Consider the following 18,774-nt stretch of genomic DNA (forward strand, 5'->3'; position numbering starts at 1 on the left):
TAGCGACGTGCTCCAGGGCGGTGCCGGCAACGACACGCTGGATGGTGGCTATGGCAGCGATACCTTCGTGTTCTCCTCCGGCTTCGGCCAGGACGTTCTGAACCAGAACGATGGCAGCGCCGGACGCTGGGACGTGGTCAAGTTCACTGACCTGGCCAGCACGGACCTGAAGAGCTTCGAGCGCGTGGGAGCCCACCTCGTGGTCACGTTCAAGTCGGGTGACAGCCTGACCTTGAGCAACTACTACAACAGCGACACCTGGTGGCAGGCGCGGATCAACCAGATCCAGTTCGCCGACGGCGTGAACTGGGACCAGACAGCGATCCGGGCCAACACCGTGGCGCTGGTCAAGGGAAGCGCTGGTGACGACACGCTCAAGGCCACGGCCGGCTATGCCAACCGCATGCTCGGGGACGCGGGCAACGACTCGCTCACCGGCGACAGCGGCAAGGACACGCTGGACGGTGGCCTGGGCAATGACCTGCTCACCGGCGGTGCAGGCGCTGACACCTATGTCTTCGACAGGGGCTATGGCAGCGACCGCATCGCGGAGAACGACGCCACGGCAGGGGTGAAGGATGTGGTCCAGCTGGGCGCAGACCTGGCTGCCACCGACCTGACCTTCAGCCGCAGCGGCAACCACCTCGTGGCCTCGGTCAATGGTTCGACGGACAGCCTGACCGTGCAGGACTGGTACCTCAACGCGGCCAACCAGGTCGAGGAGTTCCGGTTTGCCAATGGCGACGTGCTGACCAACACCCAGGTCCAGGCGCTGGTGTCGGCCATGGCAGGTTTCTCCAGCAGCCCGGCGGTGCACTTCGAGGGCGACAGGCCCGCGCTGCATCAGCTGCCACAGCTGGGGGTCTCGACCATGGCGTGATGCGTTCATGCCGGCCGCTGAGCTGCGGCCGGCCTGCACTCCGTCCCGGCCCTGGCCGGTTTGAAATGGCCCGTCAAGGGCCATTTCCTTTTTCGGCGCCGGCGTGCGTGCCTGCTCGCATAGACTCCCGCCCATGCCCACCCCCCGCCCCGCCGCCCCCGACCTCGAAGTGAAGAAGGCCCCCACCCAGGCCCGGGCGGTGGAGACCTACGAGCGCATCCTCGCGGCCTGTGCGGATCTGCTGGGCGAGGTGGGCATCGAGCGGCTGTCGACCAATCTGGTCTGCCAGCGGGCGGGTATCTCGCCGCCGGCGCTGTACCAGTACTTCCCGAACAAGTACGCCATCCTCCACGAGCTGGGCACGCGGCTGATGCAGGTGCAGAACGAGCTGCTGATGCCCTGGGCCGTGCCGGCCACCTTCCAGCTGCCGGAGCCGGAGTTCGCGGCCAGCGTGGCCGAGCTCTTCCTGAAGACCCTGGCCCTCACCGAGCGCATGCCGGCCGGCGTGTGGGTGACGCGGGCGCTGCGGGCCGTGCCCTCGCTGCAGTCGGTGCGCAACCTCTCGCATGACCAGGTGACGGACCTGCTGCTGCTGCCCTTCATGAGCGCCCATCCCGGGGCCGACGCCGCCCGGGCCAAGCTGACCATACGCCTGGCCATCGACGCCCTGTATGCCGCCCAGGAGCTGCTGTTCGACGATCCGAGCCTGGACGCCGAAGCCGTGGCCCTCGTCATGTCGGAGATGGTGGCCGCCCAGCTCTGCCGCCTGCGCGGCTGAGGTGTCGGCGCTCCGAGGCGCAAGTCGCTGACGCCGTGCTGTCTTGCCCAGTCCCGGGCACCGGCTATTGCCTGGTTCCAGCCGCTTCGTGAGACCATGGTCGCTCAAGTCATGACCCGACCGGTGGGAGGCTTCAGGCAATGACGGGATGGTTCAGGCGTGCGCTCGGGGCGTCGCCGGTGCAGGCGCGCCACGCAGGACTGGTCTGTCTGGCCTACCTTGCCTTCGCCCTACTTTGGATCTTCTTCTCGGACCGTGCGCTGGAGCTGCTGGTCGACGAGCCGCAGCGTCTCGCCGCCGCCACAGCCAAGGGCTTCTTCTTCGTCTTCGTGACGGCCGCCCTGCTGTACCTGGCCCTGCGCACCGTGCCCATGATCGGGGCACAGGAACGCGAGACCTCCTGGGCGATGCGGGCCGGCGCGCAGTCCGCGGTGCCCTGGTACCTGCTGGCTCTGGTGCTGAGCCTGTCGGCGATGGGGGCGTACCTGGCCCTGGGCCCCGCGCTGGACGGGCGGCTTCTGGTGGGCCTCTTCATGCTGCCGGTGATGCTCAGCGCCATGCTAGGCGGCCTGGGGCCGGGCCTCTTCGCGACCCTCACGTCCCTGCTGGCCGCCCTGCTGACCCTGTGGAAGCTGCGCGGAGGCTGGGCCCAGTTGCAGGCGCTGGACGGGCTGCAGCTGATGTTCCTGCTGGGCAACAACCTGGCCGTGAGCCTCCTGGCGGGGCGCCTGCGCGCCAGCCTGCAGGCCATGGCGGCCAACCGTCAGCTGCTGGCCGCGGTGGTGGACGGCACCACCGACGCCGTCTTCGTGAAGGACGCGCAGGGCCGCTACCTGATGGTCAACGAGGCCGCCGCGGGCTTCGTGGGCCTGCCCCGCGACGCCATCCAGGGGCGCACGGATGCCGACATCTTCCCGGCGGAGTCTGCCCGCATGATCCGCGCCCGGGACGAGGCGGTCATGGCCGCGGGCCTGACCAGCAACCATGAGGAGTCCTTGCGCACCCAGGCGGGCGAGGCCCTGGTCTTCCATGTGACCAAGGGGCCCTGGCGCGATGAGGCCGGTGCGGTGCGCGGGCTGTTCGGTATCTCGCGGGACGTCAGCGGCGAGGCGCGTCGTGAGCAGGCCCTGAGCGAGGCGGCCGCCGCCATGCGGGAGGCCCAGGCGCTGGCCCATGTGGGCAACTGGTCCTGGGACGTGGCCCGGGACCAGCACCAATGGTCGGCGGAAGTCTTCCGCATCTACGGGCGGGACCCGGCACTGGGGCCTGCCGTCGTGCCGGAGGTATCCCACTACTTCACGCCCCAGGGATGGGCGGCCATCGAGGCCGCGGTGCGCCGTGCGCTCTCGGACGGCACGCCCTATGAGGTGGACGCCGAAGTCCTGAGACCGGACGGCAGCCGGACCTGGATCACCGCCCGCGGGCGGGCGATTCTCGACGAGGACGGCGCGGTGATCCGCCTGGTCGGCACGGTGCAGGACATCGGCGATCGCAAGCGCGCCGAGCTGGCCCTGGCGCTGCGCGAGGCCCAGCTCAGCCGCGTGCTCGAAGGCTCGGACCTCGGCTACTGGGACTGGAACGTGCAGACCAACGAGTTCCAGGTCAGCGCGCGCTGGGAGACCATGCTGGGCTACGAGCCGGGCGAGGTCGACGTCTCGGTGGAGCACTGGCCCCGGCTGGTGCATCCCGACGACTTCCCGCAGGTGATGGTCTCCGTGCAGCAGCACCTGGCCGGCGAGACGCACGCCCACGAGATGGAGATGCGCTGCCGCACCAGGGAGGGCGAATGGCGCTGGATCCGCACCTCGGGCCGCGTGGTCAGCCGCGATGCCGAGGGCCGGCCGTTGATGATGTCAGGCACGCACACCGACATCACCGAGCGCAAGCAGCTGGAGCTGGCGCTGCGGGAGGCCGCCATGGTCTTCGACAGCAGCCTGGAGGGCATCATGATGGTGGACCCCCAGATGCGCATCACCAAGGTCAACGCCGCCTTCTGCCACATCACCGGCTACAGCGCGGAGGAGGCGCAGGGACAGAGCCCCCGGATGCTGTCCTCCGGCCGCCAGGGCCCCGAGTTCTACCGCGAGATGTGGCGCAGCCTCGCCGCGCACGACGTCTGGCGCGGCGAGATCTGGAACCGCCGCCGCAACGGCGAGATCTATGCCGAGCTGCTGACCATCTCCTGCGTGCGCGACGCCAAGGGCGTGGTGCAGCACTACATCGGCGTGTTCTCCGACATCAGCCAGATCAAGAGCCACGAGGCCGAGCTGCACCGCATCGCCCATTTCGACCCGCTCACCGGCGTGCCCAACCGCCGCCTGCTGGTGGACCGCCTGCACCAGGCCCTGGCGCGCGCCGCCCGCAGCGAGAGCAGCCTGGCCGTCTGCTTCCTGGACCTGGACGGTTTCAAGGTCGTCAACGACGCCCATGGCCATGCCGTGGGCGACCGGCTGCTGATCGAGGTGACGCAGCGCATGACCCAGGTGCTGCGCGCCGAAGACACCCTGGCCCGGCTGGGCGGCGACGAATTCGTGATCCTGCTCACCGACATCAGCAGCGAGCTGGACTGCACCCTGGTGCTGGACCGCCTGCTGCAGACGGTCCAGCAGCCCCTGCGCATCGAGGGCCTGGAGCTGCGGGTGACGGTGAGCATCGGCGTGAGCCTCTTCCCGAATGACAACGCCGATGCCGACACCCTGATGCGCCACGCCGACCAGGCCATGTACCTGGCCAAGGAAGCCGGCAAGAACCGCTACCAGCTCTTCGACCCGGTCAGCGACCGCCGCGCCCAGTCCCACCGCGAGTTCCTGCTGCGCCTGCAGCAGGCCCTGGAGGCGCGCGAGTTCGTGCTGCACTACCAGCCCAAGGTGGACCTGGTGGACGGCCGCCTGCTGGGCGTGGAGGCCCTGATCCGCTGGAACTGCCCGGGCCGCGGCCTGGTGCCGCCGGGTGAATTCCTGCCCCAGCTGCAGTCCAGCAGCCTGGAGCTGGCCGTGGGCGAGTGGGTGATCGAGGAGGCGCTGAGCCAGGCCCAGCGCTGGCGCGAGCAGGGCCTGGACCTGCGGGTGAGCGTGAACGTCAGCGCGGCCCATCTGCAGCAGCCCGATTTCCACGACAAGCTGGCCGAGGCCCTGCAGCGCCATCCGGGCCAGCCGCCCCGGCAGTTCGAGCTGGAGGTGCTGGAGACGGCGCAGATCGAGGACATGGACGCGGCCGTCGCCATCCTGAAGCGCTGCGGCGATCTGGGCGTGCGCTTCGCGCTGGACGATTTCGGCACCGGCTACTCCTCGCTCACCTACCTGCGCAAGCTGCCGGTGCAGACCCTCAAGATCGACCAGAGCTTCGTGCGCGGCATGCTGGGCAATGCCGATGACATGGGCATCGTGGAGGGCGTGATCCGCATGGCCCGTGCCTTCCGCATGGACGTGGTGGCCGAGGGCGTCGAGACCCTGGAGCATGGCCGCATCCTGCTGCAGCTGGGCTGCCGGCTGATGCAGGGCTACGGCATCGGGCGGCCCATGCCGGCGGACGCGCTGGCCGGCTGGCTGCTGAACTGGCAGCTCGAGGCGCCCTGGCTGTCGCTGCAGGCCCTGCCTTCCCGCCTGGAGGCCGTTGACCCGCTAGCATGAGCGCCAGTGACAGCAACGGCCGCGACGCGCGAGGTATGAGCTTGAAGAAATGGATCCTGGGCGGCTTCGCCCTGCTGGTGCTGCTGGCCCTGGCGATCGCGGCAGGCCTTTGGTGGCTGCATGGCAACCTGGACCGCCTGGTGCACCGGGCCATCGTGGAGCAAGGCAGCGCCCTGATCGGTGCCCCCATCGAGCTGCAGGGCGTGCACATCGACCCGCGCACCGGTGCCGGCGAGCTGCGCGGCCTGCTGATCGGCAATCCGCCAGGCTTCAGGACACCGCACCTGCTGCAGGTCCGGCGGGTGCGGGTGCAGGTGGACGTCAGCACGCTCACGCAGCCGGTGGTCCTGATCAACGCCGTGGAGATCGAGGCGCCGGACGTGATCTACGAGAAGGGCGCCACCCAGACCAATATCGAGGCGCTGCAGACCCATCTGGCGCGCCAGCTGCAGAGCGGGGCGCCGCAGCCCTCGGCCTCAGGCGCCGCGCCGAAGAAGTTCATCGTCGAGCGCTTCCAGCTGCTGCGGCCCCAGGCCCAGGCCAGCGCGGCCTTCATGCAGGGGCGCACGGTGAGCCTCAAGTTGCCGGAGATGGACCTGCGCGATCTCGGCCGTGCCGAGGGCGGGCTGAGCGGCGGCGAGCTGGGCGCCCAGGTGGCCCGGGCCCTGCAGCAGCGGCTCAAGGCCTCATTCTTCTTTGACCGCGCCCTGGAGTCCACCGGCGAGACCGCGCGCCAGGCCGGCGAGGCCCTGGGCAAGCTCTTCAAGAAGCGCTGAGCGCCTGGCGCCGGCAGCGCGGGGTCAGGTCTTGCTGAACAGGGCCTGGTGCTGCGCGCGCAGCAGGTTCTTCTGCACCTTGCCCATGGCATTGCGCGGCAGCTCGGACTGCACGAACACGGCCTTGGGCACCTTGAAGTTGGCGATGCGGGCCTTCAGCGCGTCGATCAGGGCCTGCGGCTCGGGCGGCCGGCCGGGGCGCGGCACGACGATCGCGATCACGCCCTCGCCGAAGTCCGGGTGGGGCACGCCCACCACGGCGGACTCCAGCACGCCGGGCAGCTCGTTGAGAAAGCCCTCGACCTCAGCCGGGTAGACGTTGTAGCCGCCGGTGATGATGAGGTCCTTGCTGCGGCCCACGATGCGCACATAGCCCGCGGCGTCCTGCTGGCCGACGTCACCGGTCTTGAACCAGCCGTCGGCGCTGAACTCCTCGGCCGTCTTCTCGGGCATGCGCCAGTAGCCGGCGAAGACATTGGGGCCGCGCACCTGGATGTGGCCGATCTCGCCGGGCGCGCAGGGCCGACCGGCGTCGTCGACGATGCGCAGGCCCACGCCGGGCAGGGCCGGCCCCACGGTGCCGCCGACGCGCTCGCCGCCCTCCCAGGGGTTGGACGTCAGCATGATGGTCTCGCTCATGCCGTAGCGTTCCAGGATGGTGTGGCCGGTGCGCTGCTGCCAGTCGCGGAAGGTCTCGATCAACAGGGGCGCGGAGCCGCTGATGAAGAGCCGCATGTGGGCGCAGGCCTCGCGCGTGAGCGAGGCCTCGGCGAGCAGGCGGACATAGAGCGTGGGCACGCCCATGAAGACGGTGGCCTCGGGCAGGCGCTGGATCACGGCGCGCGGCTCGAATCGGCTGAACCAGATCATCTTGCTGCCATTGAGCAGGGCGCCGTGCGAGGCCACGAAGAGCCCGTGCACATGGAAGATGGGCAGGGCGTGGATCAGCACATCCCCCGTGCGCCAGCCCCAGGCCTGCTGCAGCACGCGGGCGTTGGAGAGCAGGTTGCCATGGCTCAGCATGGCGCCCTTGCTGCGGCCGGTGGTGCCGCTGGTGTAGAGGATGGCGGCCAGGTCGCCGGCCTGCCTGGCCACCGGCGTGTGCACGTCGCTCATCTGCGAGGCCCGGTCCAGCAGGGTGCCGGTGCGGTCCTCGTTGAGGGTGAAGACCCGCTGCGTGCCGGCCAGGAAGGCCAGCTTGGACACCCAACCGAAATGCCGCCCGGCGCAGACCACCACGGCCGGCTCCGCGTTGCCGATGAAGTACTCGAGCTCCGCGGCCTGGTAGGCGGTGTTGAGCGGCAGGTAGACGTGGCCGGCGCGCAGCACGGCCAGGTAGAGCATCAGGGCCTCGACGCTCTTCTCGGTCTGCACGGCGATGCGGCTGGCGGGCGGCAGGTCCAGCGAGTCCAGCAGATTGGCCATCATGGCCGTGCCACGCTCCAGGTCCCGCCAGCTGTAGCGGAGGTGCTCGCCGTCGGCGCATTCGATGGCGCAGGCGTCCAGGTCCGCGGGGAAGGCGGCGCGCAGGGCGCTGAAGAGGTTGGCGTTGTCCGAAGGGGCGGCGGTACTCATGGGGCGGCATTGTGCAACGGGCGCCCGGCACCTGCCTTGCCCTGGCGCAGCGGCCGGCCGGGTAAACCCCGTGCCCGCCGGCCCCGTCAAGCGCCGGAGCGGGCGCTACAGTCCCCCGCTGGTCCCGTTGCAGCAGTACCGCACCCGATGAACCTGCCCCTTCTGCCCCAAGACGCCGATGGCGTGCTGCGCCTCGCCGCGCAGTCCATGTTCGAGGTCTTCGCCCAGGCGGTGGAGGGCATGATGGTGGTGGACCGCCAGCACCGCATCGTCTGGATCTCCGACGGCTACAAGCGCTTCCTGCCCGCCCTGGGCTTTGGCGACGAGACCGAGTTCGTGGGCCGCCGCGTCGAGGAGGTGGTGCCCAACACCCTGATGGCCCAGGTGGTGGACCAGGGCCAGCCCATGCTGGTGGACCTGCTGACCAACAAGGCCGGCACTTTCCTGGTCAGCCGCCTGCCCCTGCGTGACGATTCCGGCGCGGTGATCGGCGCGGTGGGCATGGTCCTGCTGGACCATCCCGAGACCACCATGCAGCCGCTGATCGCCAAGTTCAGCCGCCTGCAGCAGGAGCTGGACGAGACCCGCCGCCAGCTGGCCGCCGAGCAGGTGCGCAACCGCCGGCCCAAGTACAGCATCGCCAGCTTCGTGGGCAGCAGCGGACCCGCGCTGGAGATCAAGCGCCAGGCGCGCCGCGCGGCCCTGTCAGACGCCACCGTGCTGCTGCTGGGCGAGACCGGCACCGGCAAGGAGCTGCTGGCCCACGCCATCCACACGGCCTCGCCGCGCGCGGCCAAGCCGCTGGTGAGCCTCAACATCGCCGCCGTGCCCGAGACCCTGCTGGAGGCCGAGTTCTTCGGCGTGGCGCCGGGCGCCTACACCGGCGCCGACCGCAAGGGCCGCGAGGGCAAGTTCAAGCTGGCGGACGGCGGCACGCTGTTCCTGGACGAGATCGGCGACATGCCCCTGCCGCTGCAGAGCAAGCTGCTGCGCGTGCTGCAGGAGCAGGAACTGGAGCCCCTGGGCAGCAATACCGTGATCCGCGTCGACGTGCGCGTGATCGCCGCCACCAGCCGCGACCTGCCGGCCATGGTGGCGCGCGGCGAGTTCCGCGCCGACCTCTTCTACCGGCTCAATGTGCTGCCCCTGCGCGTGCCGCCCCTGCGCGAGCGCCTGGACGACATCGAGGCCCTCGCCGAGGCCTTGCTGGAGGACATCGTCCGCCGCGCCGGCATGGCCTCGCGCAGCCTGGCGCCCGACGCCCTGGAGCTGCTGATGCGCCAGGCCTGGCCCGGCAACATCCGCGAGCTGCGCAATGTGCTGGAGCAGGCCTGCCTCATGGGGGACGAGATGCTGCTGCAGTCCGCGCAGCTGGCGCCTTATCTGAAGCATGCCGCCGGCGCCGCGGCACGCAGCGTGGCCGCCGCTCCCGGCGATCGTCCCGGGGCCGCGTTGCTGGCCGAGCCCAGCCCGGACGACCCGCGCCTGCTGCGCCCGCTGGCGGAGCAGATCGCCGAGCTGGAGCGCGCCGCCCTGCGCGCGGCCCTGCGCGCGACCGGCGGCAACAAGCTCGCCGCGGCCAAGCTGCTGCGCATGTCCCGCGCCTCGCTGTACGACAAGCTGCCGCTGCTCGGGGACGCCTGATGGCGCTCAGCGCGCGAGCCGTGCGGCAGCCCGCGCTGCCCACTCCGCGCGGCTGATCTCGTAGCGGCGCACGTCCATGTCATAGGCGCGGCTCAGGCCCACGTCGCGCATGCCGAGCCGCTCCATCACGCGCCAGGAGTTCTCGTTGTCGGGATGGCAGACCGAGACCAGCAGCTCGATGGGCTGGGTGCGGAAGGCGAAGTCGCCCATGGCCTGCGCGGCTTCGCTGGCCAGGCCGCGGCCCCAGCGGTCCTGACGCAGCCGCCAGCCGATCTCCAGCGGCTCGCCCACGATGCGGCCCAGGTGCTGGATGCAGCCGGCGCCGATGATCTCTCCGCTGTCCAGCTCGATGAAGCTCCACCACGAGAAGCCGTGCTCCGCCCAGCGGGCCTGCACGCGCTCGATGACGGCGTCGGTCTCCTCCTGCGTCTCGGGGCGGCCGCTGAGGTAGCGCATCACCACCGGGTCGCTGTTCAGGCGGTTCAGGCCCAGGCGATGGGCGGGGACCATGGGTTCCAGGCGCAGTCGGGGGGTGTGGAGGAGGCTCATGGGGCGACTCTAGTGAAGCCGGGCGGCGCGGCCAAGGGTCATGGGGCGGCTCACGCGCGAGCCTTCCACACCAGGTCCCGGAGCGCGCGGCCCAGGTCCTCGGGCTTGAAGTCGCCCAGGTTGCCCAGCAGGATGAGGGCCCGGCCCTGCTCGGGGAAGCGCTCGAAGCGCACCGAGAAGCCCTCGCTCTGGCCCTCGTGCCAGACCTGCAGCCGGCCGGCTGGGTCGCGCTGGAAGTTCCAGCCCAGGCCGTAGGCATGCCCCTGCTCGGTGGGCACGCCCTGGGCCCAGAGCTTCTCGAACACGGCCCGGTAAGGCTTGAATGGGCCCCAGCCCTGCAGCGCGCGCTCCCACTGGATCATGTCCCGCAGGCTCATCTCGAAGCCGCCGCAGCCGGCCGCCATCCAGCTGCGCACGCCCGGCGGCTGCTCGGCACCGATGTCGACGATGCCACCGGGGCGGCGCTGGTGGGGCGCGGCCATGTCCGCGAAGCCGGGGGTGGGCGCCATCAGCCGTGCGCTCGTCATGCCCAGCGGTTCGAAGAGCCGCTGCGCCAGCACCTGCTCATAGGGGCGGCCGGCCAGGCGGCCGAGGGCGCTGGCCAGGAGGTTGTAGCCGATGTTGCTGTAGTGGCAGCGCTGCCCGGGCGGGCTCAGCAGGGGCTGGCGCCGGACGATGGGCAGCCACTCGGCCTCGCCATAGTTGCGCGGGAAGAGGGCCTGCACCTCGGGGTCGCTGAAGTCGACGTTCTTGGGCAGGCCGGCTGTGTGCTGCATCAGCTGCTGCAGCGTGATGGCCTGCCAGGACGCGGGCAGGTCCTCGATGAGATCGGCCAGGCGCTGCTCCAGGCGCAGCTGCCCGTCCTCCACCATCAGCTGTGCGGCGCAGCACAGCAGGGGCTTGGAGAGGGAGCAGATGTCGAAGCGCAGGTCTTCGGTGACGGGGCGCTGACGCCCCACGTCGCCCCAGCCCAGGCCGCGGGCGTAGAGGGGTTCGCCGTGCTGCAGCAGGGCCAGCGCCAGGCCGGGCATCTGCTGGTCCTTCAGCCACTGCCGGGCATAGCGGTCCATTCTGTCCAGGGATGCGGGGGAACGCGCGGGGGCCGCCTGTGCGTTGCCCAGCCCGAGCCCCAGTCCTGCACCCAAGCCCAGTCCGGCTGCCAGCCCCTGACGCAAGACCTGACGCCTCGGCACCGTTGCATCCATCGCCCCTCCTCCCGCTTGGGCCCCGTTGTCTGCGAGGCAGACAGCCAGGGTCTTGTGTTTGAAGATTGAACAGCGCTGTCCATGAATCGGTCATGGCCCAGCCTGGTTGCGCCCGGTGGGCGCGGGTCCACGGCCGGTGAAGCAGCCGTCGGCACGGATGGTAGGGGGGAGGGCGGGGCCCATGCGGAGGCTGGCGCTCGGGGTTTACGCGAGTTTGTGCGGGCTGTGGCGTCTGCGGGGCTGCGCCAGGCACGGGCCTTGCACCATGATGGCCAGGCCCGGGCGCAGACTTCGGGCAGCCCCACAACAGGAGACACGACATGCCCCTCATCCACCGCCGTGCGGCGAGCCTAGCCCTGATCGGCGCCTGCGCCCTGCCGGCCCTGCCTGCGCAGGCCGCCGGCAACGAGATCCGCATCGCCCACGTCTACTCCAAGACCGGCCCGCTGGAGGCCTATGGCAAGCAGACGCAGACCGGCCTGATGATGGGCCTGGACTACGCCACCGGCGGCACCATGACCGTCAACGGGAAGAAGCTGGTGGTGATCGAGAAGGACGACCAGGGCAAGCCCGACGTGGGCAAGAGCCTGCTGGCCGCGGCCTACGGCGACGACAAGGCCGACATCGCCGTCGGCCCCTCGTCCAGCGGCGTGGCCCTGGCCCTGCTGCCCGTGGCCGAGGAGTACAAGAAGATCCTGCTGGTGGAGCCGGCCGTGGCCGACGCCATCACCGGCGAGAAGTGGAACAAGTACATCTTCCGCACCGGCCGCAACAGCTCGCAGGACGCCATCGCCAACGCGGTCGCCCTGGACAAGCCCGGCACCGTGATCGCCACCCTGGCCCAGGACTACGCCTTCGGCCGCGACGGCGTGAAGGCCTTCAGGGACGCGATCAAGAAGGCCAAGCTGGTGCACGAGGAGTACCTGCCCACCAACACGACGGACTTCACCGCCGGTGCCCAGCGCCTGATCGACAAGCTCAAGGACCAGCCCGGCCGCAAGGTGATCTTCATCATCTGGGCCGGCGGCGGCAACCCCTTCAAGATCGCCGACCTGGACCTGAAGCGCTACGGCATCGAGATCGCCACGGGCGGCAACATCCTGCCGGCCATGGTGGCCTACAAGCAGTTCCCCGGCATGGAGGGCGCCAGCTACTACTACTTCGGCATGCCCAAGAACCCGGTCAATGAATGGCTGGTGGCCAACCATTACAAGCAGTTCAAGTCGCCGCCGGACTTCTTCACCGCGGGCGGCATGACGGCGGCCATCGCCCTCGTGGAAGCCCTCAAGAAGACGGGCGGCGAGACCGGCACCAACAAGCTGATCAAGGCCATGGAAGGCATGAGCTTCGAGACGCCCAAGGGCCGCATGACTTTCAGGCCTGAAGACCACCAGGCCCTGCAGTCCATGTACCACTTCAAGATCAAGGTGGACAAGGCGTTTGAGTGGGGGGTGCCAGAGCTGGTGCGGGAGATCAAGCCGGAGGAGATGCAAGTCCCGCTCCGCAACAAGCGCTAGTCGCTCGGCTACTGCGCGAACGCTGGCCGTCGTTGCGGGTCCTCCCAAAGATCCTCACGACCCTCAAGGTCGCTCCGGTCTTGGGCCCCCCGCGCCTAGTCCAGCGTCCGCTCGCGGCTCGGCTACTGCGCGAACGCTGGCCGTCGTTGCGGGTCCTCCCAAAGATCCTCACGACCCTCAAGGTCGCTCCGGTCTTTGGGTCCCCCCGCGCCTAGTCCAGCGTCCGCTCGCTACGCCTCGGGCTCTGGAAGCTGGGGGGTGCACTTCGTATGTGGAGTTGTTGTGCTTGAAACTCGGAATCTGACGATACGGTTCGGTGGGCATGTGGCCGTCGACCACGTCTCCTGCGCTTTTGCGCCGGGCTCGCTGACGGCCATCGTGGGGCCCAACGGGGCGGGCAAGACGACCTACTTCAACCTGATCTCGGGGCAGTTGCCGGCGAGTGAGGGTCAGGTCTTGCTCGATGGCGAGGACCTGAGCGCGCTGTCGGCGCCGCTGCGCACGCGCAAGGGGCTGGGGCGGGCCTTTCAGCTGACGCAACTGTTCCCGCACCTGCCGGTGCTGGAGAACGTGCGGCTGGCGGTGCAGGCGCGCCAGGGCCTGGGCCTGAAGATGCTGTCGGTGTGGGTGAATCACAAGGCGCTGATCGAGGAGTCGATGGCGCTGCTGGAGCGGGTGCGGCTGGCGTCCAAGTCGGGCGCCCTGGCCGCCAGCCTGCCGCATGGCGACCAGCGCAAGCTGGAGGTGGCGGTGCTGATGGCGCTGCAGCCCAAGGTCTTCATGTTCGACGAGCCCACCGCCGGGATGAGCGTGGACGAGGTGCCGGTGGTGCTGGACCTGATCCGCGAGCTCAAGCGGGAAGGGCGGCACACGATCCTGCTGGTGGAGCACAAGATGGACGTGGTGCGCGAGCTGGCGGACCGCGTCATCGTGCTGCACCAGGGCGCCCTGGTGGCAGACGGCGCGCCGGGCGAGGTCATGGCCCTGCCGGTGGTGCAGGAGGCCTACCTGGGCGTGGCCGCGGGCCGTGCCGAGGAGGTCGCGGCATGAAGGCCCTGCTCGAACTGCGCGGGGTGCAGACCCACATCGGCGCGTATCACATCCTGCATGGCGTGGACCTGGTGGTGCCCGAGGGCGAGCTGACCCTGCTGCTGGGCCGCAACGGCGCCGGCAAGACCACCACGCTGCGCAGCATCATGGGCCTGTGGCAGGCGAGCAAGGGTCAGGTCTTGCTGGACGGCCAGGCCATCGGCGGCCCCGGCGCGCAGCTGGCCACGCCGGAGATCGCCCGCCGCAGCATTGCCTACGTGCCCGAGAACATGGGCATCTTCGGCGCGCTCAGCGTGGCGGAGAACCTGCTGCTGGCGGCGCGCGAGGCCCGTCGCATCGAGCAGCTGGACGCCGAGCGCCTGGACTGGCTCTTCGGCCTCTTCCCGGCGCTGAAGAAGTTCTGGCACTACCCGGCGGGCAAGCTCTCGGGCGGGCAGAAGCAGATGCTGGCCATCGCCCGTGCCCTGATCGAGCCGCGCCGCCTGCTGCTGATCGACGAGCCGTCGAAGGGCCTGGCGCCGGCCATCGTGCAGAACCTGATCGAGTCCCTGCAGGCACTCAAGCGCAGCCGCACCACGGTGCTGCTGGTGGAGCAGAACTTCCACATGGCCCGCCAGCTGGGTGACAGCGTGGCGGTGATGGACGACGGCCGCGTGGTCCACGCCGGCCGCATGGCCGACCTGGCTGCCGACGAGGCCCTGCAGCAGCGCCTGCTGGGGCTCTCGCTGGCGGCGCATCAATGAGGAGGGACGCATGAGTATCCCCATGACGACCGCGGGTGCGCCCGCACGCAGCGGCGGCCCGCGCCTGAACGTGGACTGGCAGCCGCTGGCCCTGCTGCTGGGCCTGATGGCCCTGGCCCTGCCGCTGATGGGCAGCGCCTCCAGCTGGGCCACCCTGACCCTGGCCGGCCTGGCCATGGGCCTGATCATCTTCATCATCGCCTCGGGCCTGACCCTGGTCTTCGGCCTGATGGACGTGCTGAACTTCGGCCACGGCGTGTTCATCGCCCTGGGCGCCTTCATGGCCACCACGGTGATGGGCGGCATGAGCGCCTGGACGGGCGAGGGCAGCAGTCTGGCCGCCAACCTCGTGGCCGTGGGCCTGGCCAGCCTGGCCGGCATGGCGGTGGCTGGCGCGGCGGGCCTGGTCTTCGAGCGCGTGCTGGTGCGGCCGGTCTACGGCATGCATCTCAAGCAGATCCTGATCACCATGGGCGGCATGATCATCGGCGAGGAGTGCATCAAGCTGCTGTGGGGCGCGCAGCTGGTGCCGCTGCCGGTGCCGGAGGGGCTGCGCGGCTCGCTGCTGCTGGGTGAGGTCGCCATCGAGAAGTTCCGGTTGCTGGCCGTGGTGCTGGGCCTGGCGGTGTTCGCGAGCCTGCTGTGGGTGCTCAACCGGACCAAGCTCGGGCTGCTGATCCGCGCCGGCGTGCAGGACCGCGAGATGGTGGAGAGCCTGGGCTACCGCATCCGGCGGCTCTTCGTGGCCGTCTTCGTCGCGGGTTCGGCGCTGGCCGGCCTGGGCGGGGTGATGTGGGGGCTGTACCAGCAGGGCGTCACGCCACAGATCGGGGCGCAGGTCAACACGCTGATCTTCATCGTCATCATCATCGGCGGCCTGGGCTCGACCCTGGGCTGCTTCGTCGGCGCGCTGGCAGTGGGCCTGATGGCCAACTACTGCGGCTTCCTGTTCCCCAAGGCGGCGCTGTTCTCCAGCATCGGGCTCATGGTGGCGGTGCTGATGTGGCGGCCCCAGGGCCTCTATCCCGTGGGAGCCAGATGACCCACCCCCTACGCGCTTCGCGCCCTTGCCGGGCGCACCGGGCCATAGCCCCGGCCCTTCAGCAGGCACAAACGGCAAGCCGTTTGAGTCCGGCCTCAGCCCCCTCGAGGGGGCGAGCCCGATGGCCCGGCGAAGCCGGATCCACGGACTCTGCTCGGGGGCTGTGGCGCCGTGCATATGATCGACTCGGAGTTCAGGCATGAGCCTCATTCACGCAATGCTTTCCCATGACCTGCCGCGCAGCCGCCTGCTGGCCGCGCTGCTGGTGGCCTGCGTGCTGGGCCTGCTGCTGACGCCCTTTCTCTTTCCCGGCATCAAGGCGCTGAACGTGGCGGCCAAGATCCTCGTGTTCATCGTGCTGGTGGCCAGCTACGACCTGCTGCTGGGCTACACGGGCATCGTCAGCTTCGCCCATACGCTGTTCTTCGGCATCGGGGCCTATGGCGTGGCCATCGCCAGCAACCAGATGGGGCCGGGCTGGCCGGCGCTGGCTGCGGGCGTGGGCGCGGCCCTGGGCCTGAGCCTGCTCCTGTCCCTGCTGGTCGGGCTGTTCTCGCTGCGGGTCAAGGCGCTGTTCTTCGCGATGATCACCATGGCCGTGGCCTCGGCCTTCCTGGGCCTGGCCTCGCAGCTGTCCGAGTTCACCGGCGGCGAGGACGGCCTCAGCTTCCAGGTGCCCGAGCTGCTGCAGCCGGGCACGGAGTTCCTGGAGGAGCCCTTCCTCGGGGCCAGCATCGACGGGCGCTTCGCGGCCTACTACCTGCTGTGCGCCTGCACCCTCGCGCTGACCCTGCTGCTGCTGCGCATCGTCAACTCGCCCTTCGGCCGCGTGCTGCAGGCCATCCGCGAGAACGACTTCCGGGCCGAGGCCATCGGCTACCGGACCGTGGTCTACCGTGTCTGGGCCAATGTGCTGGCGGCGCTGTTCGCGACCCTGGCCGGCGCCATGCTGGCCGTCTGGCTGCGCTACAACGGGCCGGACACCTCGCTCTCGCTGGAGCTGATGCTGGACGTGCTGCTGATCTGCGTGATCGGCGGCATGGGCAGCGTTTACGGCGCGGTGGTGGGCAGCGTGCTCTTCATGGGCGCGCAAGCCTATCTGCAGGACCTGATGCGCCTGGGCGCCACGGCAGTGGAGGGCGTGCCCGTGCTGGCACAGCTGGTCTCGCCGGACCGCTGGCTGCTGTGGCTGGGCCTGCTTTTCGTGCTGGCGGTCTACCACTTTCCGGCCGGCATCGTCGGCGGCCTGCGGCTGCGGGCCGCGCGCCGCGCGCTGGCGGCCCTGAGCAAGGAGCAGGCATGAGCGTCACCTCCCCGGGATTCACCTCCCACTACCTGCGCTGCGCCGGTCGCGAGATTCACTACACCGACTGGGGCCCGGCCGGTGCGCCCGTGGTGATCGCCTGGCACGGTCTGGCCCGCACGGGGCGGGACATGGACGCGCTGGCCGCCTTCCTCAGCGACGGCTACCGCGTGATCTGCCCGGACACCCTGGGCCGCGGCCTCTCGCAATGGAGCCCCGATCCGGACCGCGAGTACTGCCTCGAGTTCTACGTGCAGCTGGCCACCGAACTCGTGGATCAGCTGCAGCTGACGCGCTTCCACTGGGTGGGCACCTCCATGGGCGGCGCCATCGGCACGCTGGCCGCGGCGAGCACGCTGCGCGGCCGCATCGAGCGACTGGTGCTGAACGACAACGGCCCCTCGCTGGCCGCGCCGGCCATCGCGCGCATCCGCGCCTATGCCGGCAACCCGCAGGCCTTCGACACCGTCACCGAGCTGGAGCAGTACTTCCGCCAGGTCTACAAGCCCTATGGCTGGCTGAGCGACGCGCAGTGGCGCCTGCTGACCGAGACCTCCCTGCGGCGCCTGCCCGACGGCCGCGTGACGCCGCACTACGACCCGGCCATGGTGCGCCAGTTCGTCACCCGGCCCGATGACTACGAGCGCTGGACCGAATGGGACAGCCTCAGCCTGCCTGTGCTGTGCCTGCGCGGCGAGGACTCCGACCTCCTGCTGGCCGAGACCGCCGAGGCCATGCGGGTGCGCGGGCCCTGCGCGGCGGTGGCCACCATTGCGGGCTGCGGCCATGCGCCGGCGCTGAATGTGCCGGCGCAGCTGGAGCTGGTGCGTCGCTTCCTCGAAGGGCACTGAGGCTCAGCCGCCGTTGACGCTCACATGGCCCTGGCGCTCGCAGCGCTGCACGGCCTTCGGGAGGTCCGGGCCGAAGTCGGTCTCCCAGCATTCGTCGAAGACGGAGCAATAGCAGGCGGCGAGGCTCAGCTTGGTGCGGTCCCGGTCCACCGTCTCGAACAGCGTCTTGACGGCGTCGTCGTTGACGTCCTCGGCGCGCCAGCTGAAGATCATCTGGCGCTTGCCGGCCATCAGCACGTCACCGGCGAGGGAGCCGCTGCGCGTGTGCACCAGGGCGCTCTTGTCGATCTCCATCCGGTGCTCACGCGCCACCACGACGGGCAGGGCATGGCTGCTCTTGAGCGGCTTGCCGTCGTAGCGCATTTCCAGCCAGACCACGCGCGCCGGGCCGGTGCCGGCGTTCTCCACGGCGAGCTGGATCTCCGACTTGTCGCTCGCATTGATGTTGGCGGCATAGAACTGCAGGATGGGGGTGGACCCCGCCTTCACCAGGCGCGCGTTCTGCTCGACCAGGGCCTGCATGGTGGCGCTGGTCTTGAGCGCCGACACCAGCGCGGCGCCCGCGCTCAGCAGCATGCTCAGGGCCACGGCCACATGGAACCAGCGCGGCGCCTTGTCCTCGCCCGCGGGCTTGCTCAGCTTGGGAATCTCGATCATGGCCTCTCCTTGGCCGCGCATTATGGCGAGCCCAGGGTCAGGCGCAGGGGAATCGCGACGAAGCGCTTACTGCGCGGGCAGGCGGCCCAACCAGTGGTCCAGACGGCCGCGAAGGGCGGTGAAGTCCAGGGGCTTGGTGAGGTGCTCGTCCATGCCGGCGGCCAGGCTGGCCTTCACGTCACTCTCCAGGGCATGGGCGGTCAGGGCGAGGATGGGGAAATGCGGCAGCTCGGCGCGGGCCTGCAGCTCGCGCAGGCGGCGGGCGCATTCCAGGCCGTCCATGCCGGGCATCTGGATGTCCATCAGCACCAGGTCGGGGGCGGCCTGCATGCAGGCGTCGACGGCCTCCAGGCCGTTGCTGGCCAGGCGGCTGCGCAGGCCCATGAGGGACAGGAACTCCAGGGCCACGACCTGGTTGATGGGGTTGTCCTCGACCAGCAGCACCTGCACCCTTGCGGCAGCCGCCCCGATGGCGCCCATGGAAATACTGTTCGTGCCCGTTGTCATCATGAACTGCCCACCTGCTGTTGGCCAAGATCCATTCGCCTCGCGCTGTGCCTGGCGGAGCCCCTGGC

General features: G+C 69.9%; 16 protein-coding genes. 11 read left to right on the plus strand and 5 right to left on the minus strand.

Annotated elements, in window-relative coordinates; genetic code table 11:
• From ABDJ40_RS09895 to ABDJ40_RS09910, 4 genes are all read left to right on the plus strand, one after another.
• A partial coding sequence (locus tag ABDJ40_RS09895; protein ID WP_347609207.1) for a calcium-binding protein occupies positions 1 to 880 on the plus strand: 880 nt, incomplete at its 5' end.
• Positions 881 to 1,013: 133 nt separating this feature from the next.
• Complete coding sequence (locus ABDJ40_RS09900; RefSeq protein WP_347609209.1) at positions 1,014 to 1,658, plus strand: TetR/AcrR family transcriptional regulator; 645 nt, start codon at positions 1,014 to 1,016, stop codon at positions 1,656 to 1,658.
• 140 nt (positions 1,659 to 1,798) lie between these two features.
• The gene (locus ABDJ40_RS09905) at positions 1,799 to 5,287 is read left to right on the plus strand and encodes an EAL domain-containing protein (RefSeq protein ID WP_347609211.1); all 3,489 of its coding nucleotides are present in this window, start codon (positions 1,799 to 1,801) and stop codon (positions 5,285 to 5,287) included.
• 35 nt (positions 5,288 to 5,322) lie between these two features.
• A complete protein-coding gene (locus ABDJ40_RS09910) occupies positions 5,323 to 6,063 on the plus strand; it encodes a hypothetical protein (protein WP_347609213.1) in 741 nt (246 codons plus the stop codon).
• A 24-nt stretch (positions 6,064 to 6,087) separates the two neighbouring features.
• Here ABDJ40_RS09910 and ABDJ40_RS09915 read toward each other — a convergent pair whose 3' ends face one another.
• The gene (locus ABDJ40_RS09915; RefSeq protein ID WP_347609215.1) at positions 6,088 to 7,638 is read right to left on the minus strand and encodes a malonate--CoA ligase; all 1,551 of its coding nucleotides are present in this window, start codon (positions 7,636 to 7,638) and stop codon (positions 6,088 to 6,090) included.
• A 147-nt stretch (positions 7,639 to 7,785) separates the two neighbouring features.
• Between ABDJ40_RS09915 and ABDJ40_RS09920 the strand changes: the two genes are divergently transcribed.
• Positions 7,786 to 9,282 carry a sigma-54 interaction domain-containing protein gene (locus ABDJ40_RS09920; protein WP_347609217.1) on the plus strand — a complete coding sequence of 499 codons (1,497 nt, stop codon included), beginning with the start codon at positions 7,786 to 7,788 and terminating at the stop codon, positions 9,280 to 9,282.
• A 6-nt stretch (positions 9,283 to 9,288) separates the two neighbouring features.
• On the opposite strand, the gene ABDJ40_RS09925 is transcribed toward ABDJ40_RS09920, so the two are convergent.
• Together ABDJ40_RS09925 and ABDJ40_RS09930 are read right to left on the minus strand one after the other, a co-directional pair.
• Entirely contained in the window at positions 9,289 to 9,831 is a 543-nt protein-coding gene (locus ABDJ40_RS09925; RefSeq protein ID WP_347609219.1) for a GNAT family N-acetyltransferase, read from the minus strand.
• Between the two features lie 50 nt (positions 9,832 to 9,881).
• Positions 9,882 to 10,901, minus strand: coding sequence for a serine hydrolase domain-containing protein (locus ABDJ40_RS09930; RefSeq protein ID WP_347609221.1), 1,020 nt, complete (start codon positions 10,899 to 10,901; stop codon positions 9,882 to 9,884).
• A gap of 455 nt (positions 10,902 to 11,356) precedes the next feature.
• On the opposite strand from ABDJ40_RS09930, the gene ABDJ40_RS09935 reads away from it, so the two are divergent.
• From ABDJ40_RS09935 to ABDJ40_RS09960, 6 genes are all read left to right on the plus strand, one after another.
• The gene (locus ABDJ40_RS09935; protein ID WP_347609223.1) at positions 11,357 to 12,553 is read left to right on the plus strand and encodes a substrate-binding domain-containing protein; all 1,197 of its coding nucleotides are present in this window, start codon (positions 11,357 to 11,359) and stop codon (positions 12,551 to 12,553) included.
• A 282-nt stretch (positions 12,554 to 12,835) separates the two neighbouring features.
• Positions 12,836 to 13,603 carry an ABC transporter ATP-binding protein gene (locus ABDJ40_RS09940; protein WP_347609225.1) on the plus strand — a complete coding sequence of 256 codons (768 nt, stop codon included), beginning with the start codon at positions 12,836 to 12,838 and terminating at the stop codon, positions 13,601 to 13,603.
• Positions 13,600 to 14,346, plus strand: a complete 747-nt coding sequence (locus ABDJ40_RS09945) for an ABC transporter ATP-binding protein (protein WP_347609227.1) — start codon at positions 13,600 to 13,602, stop codon at positions 14,344 to 14,346. Before ABDJ40_RS09940 ends, ABDJ40_RS09945 begins: the two co-directional genes overlap by 4 nt.
• Positions 14,347 to 14,452: 106 nt before the next feature.
• Positions 14,453 to 15,388, plus strand: a complete 936-nt coding sequence (locus tag ABDJ40_RS09950) for a branched-chain amino acid ABC transporter permease (RefSeq protein ID WP_430765633.1) — start codon at positions 14,453 to 14,455, stop codon at positions 15,386 to 15,388.
• Positions 15,389 to 15,587: 199 nt separating this feature from the next.
• Positions 15,588 to 16,691, plus strand: coding sequence for a branched-chain amino acid ABC transporter permease (locus ABDJ40_RS09955; protein ID WP_347609229.1), 1,104 nt, complete (start codon positions 15,588 to 15,590; stop codon positions 16,689 to 16,691).
• Positions 16,688 to 17,542 carry an alpha/beta fold hydrolase gene (locus ABDJ40_RS09960; RefSeq protein ID WP_347609231.1) on the plus strand — a complete coding sequence of 285 codons (855 nt, stop codon included), beginning with the start codon at positions 16,688 to 16,690 and terminating at the stop codon, positions 17,540 to 17,542. The genes ABDJ40_RS09955 and ABDJ40_RS09960 overlap by 4 nt, the downstream gene beginning before the upstream one ends.
• A 3-nt stretch (positions 17,543 to 17,545) precedes the next feature.
• On the opposite strand, the gene ABDJ40_RS09965 is transcribed toward ABDJ40_RS09960, so the two are convergent.
• Complete coding sequence (locus tag ABDJ40_RS09965; protein ID WP_347609233.1) at positions 17,546 to 18,199, minus strand: hypothetical protein; 654 nt, start codon at positions 18,197 to 18,199, stop codon at positions 17,546 to 17,548.
• 66 nt (positions 18,200 to 18,265) lie between these two features.
• Positions 18,266 to 18,679 (minus strand): response regulator, encoded by a 414-nt coding sequence (locus tag ABDJ40_RS09970; RefSeq protein ID WP_347609235.1) that lies wholly within the window; start codon positions 18,677 to 18,679, stop codon positions 18,266 to 18,268.
• Positions 18,680 to 18,774: the final 95 nt, after the last annotated feature.

Source organism: Roseateles flavus (genome assembly GCF_039872765.1).
Classification (GTDB): Bacteria; Pseudomonadota; Gammaproteobacteria; order Burkholderiales; family Burkholderiaceae_C; genus Roseateles_B; species Roseateles_B flavus.

Excerpts from the sequence above, each read along its gene's own strand:
- ABDJ40_RS09945 (WP_347609227.1), top strand. The coding sequence starts at position 13,600 with ATGAAGGCCCTGCTCGAACTGCGCGGGGTGCAGACCCACATCGGCGCG.
- ABDJ40_RS09950 (WP_430765633.1), top strand. The coding sequence starts at position 14,453 with ATGGCCCTGGCCCTGCCGCTGATGGGCAGCGCCTCCAGCTGGGCCACC.
- ABDJ40_RS09900 (WP_347609209.1), top strand. The coding sequence starts at position 1,014 with ATGCCCACCCCCCGCCCCGCCGCCCCCGACCTCGAAGTGAAGAAGGCC.
- ABDJ40_RS09915 (WP_347609215.1), bottom strand. The coding sequence starts at position 7,638 with ATGAGTACCGCCGCCCCTTCGGACAACGCCAACCTCTTCAGCGCCCTG.
- ABDJ40_RS09955 (WP_347609229.1), top strand. The coding sequence starts at position 15,588 with ATGAGCCTCATTCACGCAATGCTTTCCCATGACCTGCCGCGCAGCCGC.
- ABDJ40_RS09910 (WP_347609213.1), top strand. The coding sequence starts at position 5,323 with ATGAGCTTGAAGAAATGGATCCTGGGCGGCTTCGCCCTGCTGGTGCTG.
- ABDJ40_RS09905 (WP_347609211.1), top strand. The coding sequence starts at position 1,799 with ATGACGGGATGGTTCAGGCGTGCGCTCGGGGCGTCGCCGGTGCAGGCG.
- ABDJ40_RS09965 (WP_347609233.1), bottom strand. The coding sequence starts at position 18,199 with ATGATCGAGATTCCCAAGCTGAGCAAGCCCGCGGGCGAGGACAAGGCG.
- ABDJ40_RS09920 (WP_347609217.1), top strand. The coding sequence starts at position 7,786 with ATGAACCTGCCCCTTCTGCCCCAAGACGCCGATGGCGTGCTGCGCCTC.
- ABDJ40_RS09935 (WP_347609223.1), top strand. The coding sequence starts at position 11,357 with ATGCCCCTCATCCACCGCCGTGCGGCGAGCCTAGCCCTGATCGGCGCC.
- ABDJ40_RS09930 (WP_347609221.1), bottom strand. The coding sequence starts at position 10,901 with ATGGACCGCTATGCCCGGCAGTGGCTGAAGGACCAGCAGATGCCCGGC.
- ABDJ40_RS09960 (WP_347609231.1), top strand. The coding sequence starts at position 16,688 with ATGAGCGTCACCTCCCCGGGATTCACCTCCCACTACCTGCGCTGCGCC.
- ABDJ40_RS09925 (WP_347609219.1), bottom strand. The coding sequence starts at position 9,831 with ATGAGCCTCCTCCACACCCCCCGACTGCGCCTGGAACCCATGGTCCCC.
- ABDJ40_RS09970 (WP_347609235.1), bottom strand. The coding sequence starts at position 18,679 with ATGGGCGCCATCGGGGCGGCTGCCGCAAGGGTGCAGGTGCTGCTGGTC.